Origin of the sequence: Leucothrix pacifica (assembly GCF_003172875.1) — a bacterium.
In the GTDB taxonomy this organism is placed as follows: Bacteria; Pseudomonadota; Gammaproteobacteria; order Thiotrichales; family Thiotrichaceae; genus Leucothrix; species Leucothrix pacifica.
The window spans coordinates 1-1108 of sequence record NZ_QGKM01000146.1 but is presented as its reverse complement, the minus strand read 5'-3'; the positions used below and the strand labels follow the sequence as shown (position 1 = coordinate 1108).

Here is a 1108-nt window from a genome sequence, read left to right as displayed (position 1 = left end):
GCCGGTCGGCTTCCAGTTCGATCGACTCGACCTCGGCCTTTTTGCCGATGAGCTTTTCGATGTCGGCCAGGTTGCGCGCGTCCTTGCCGCTGACGAAAGACACCGCCAGCCCCGAGGCGCCCGCGCGGCCGGTGCGGCCGATGCGGTGCACGTAGTCTTCGGCGTTGAACGGGATGTCCAGGTTGAACACGTGGGTGATGGTGGGCACGTCGATGCCGCGGGCGGCCACGTCGGTGGCCACCAAAATTTGCACTTGGCCGTTGCGCAGCGCCATCAGGCGGCGGTTGCGCAGGCCTTGGCTCAGCGCACCGTGCAGCGCCACGGCGGCAAAGCCGGCCTGCTGCAGGTCTTCGGCCAGGGCGTCGCACTCGATCTGGGTGCTGGCGAACACGATGGCCTGGTCGATGCTGGCGTCACGCAGCCAGTGATCCAGCAACTGGCGCTTGTGTTCCGGGCTGTCGCACCAGTAGAGCTGCTGCTCGATGCTGCTGTGCTTGTCCTGCGGGGTGTCGATCTGCAGGCGCTGCGGGTCGCGCATCACGCGGGCGGCCAGCGATTGGATGCGCGGCGCGAAGGTGGCGCTGAACATCATGGTCTGGTGGCGCTTGATGGTGAGCTGGTTGATCTCGGCCAGGTCGTCGGAGAAGCCCAGGTCCAGCATGCGGTCGGCTTCGTCCACCACCAGGAAGCGCACCTGGTCGAGCTGGATCTGACCGCTGCGCTGCAGGTCCAGCAGGCGGCCGGGGGTGGCCACCACCAGGTCGGCGTTCTGCAGCTTGGCGATCTGCATCTGGTAGGGCATGCCACCCACCACGTTGGCGATGCGCAGGCCGCGGCAATGCTTGACCAAGTCGATGGCGTCGTGCGCCACCTGCTGGGCCAGTTCGCGGGTGGGGCACACGATCAGGGCGCCCGGCACGGCCGGCTTGAAGTGGCGGGCCAGCAGAGGGTTCTTGCGCTTGGAGCGCTTGGGGGCGGGCTTGCCTTCGGCTTCGGCCTGCTTCACCAGGGCGTCCCACTCGGCCTGTTCGCGCGCGTCGGCTTCGGCCTGCAATTCGATCAGGGTGTGCAACACGGGCAACAGGAAGGCGGCGGTCTTGCCGCTGCC

Annotated in this window: 1 protein-coding gene; it reads right to left on the bottom strand. The window is 67.6% G+C overall.

The window, feature by feature from the left end; translation table 11 throughout:
* On the bottom strand, window positions 1-1108 hold a 1108-nt coding region (locus tag DKW60_RS23470), incomplete at both ends, for a DEAD/DEAH box helicase (protein ID WP_146203573.1).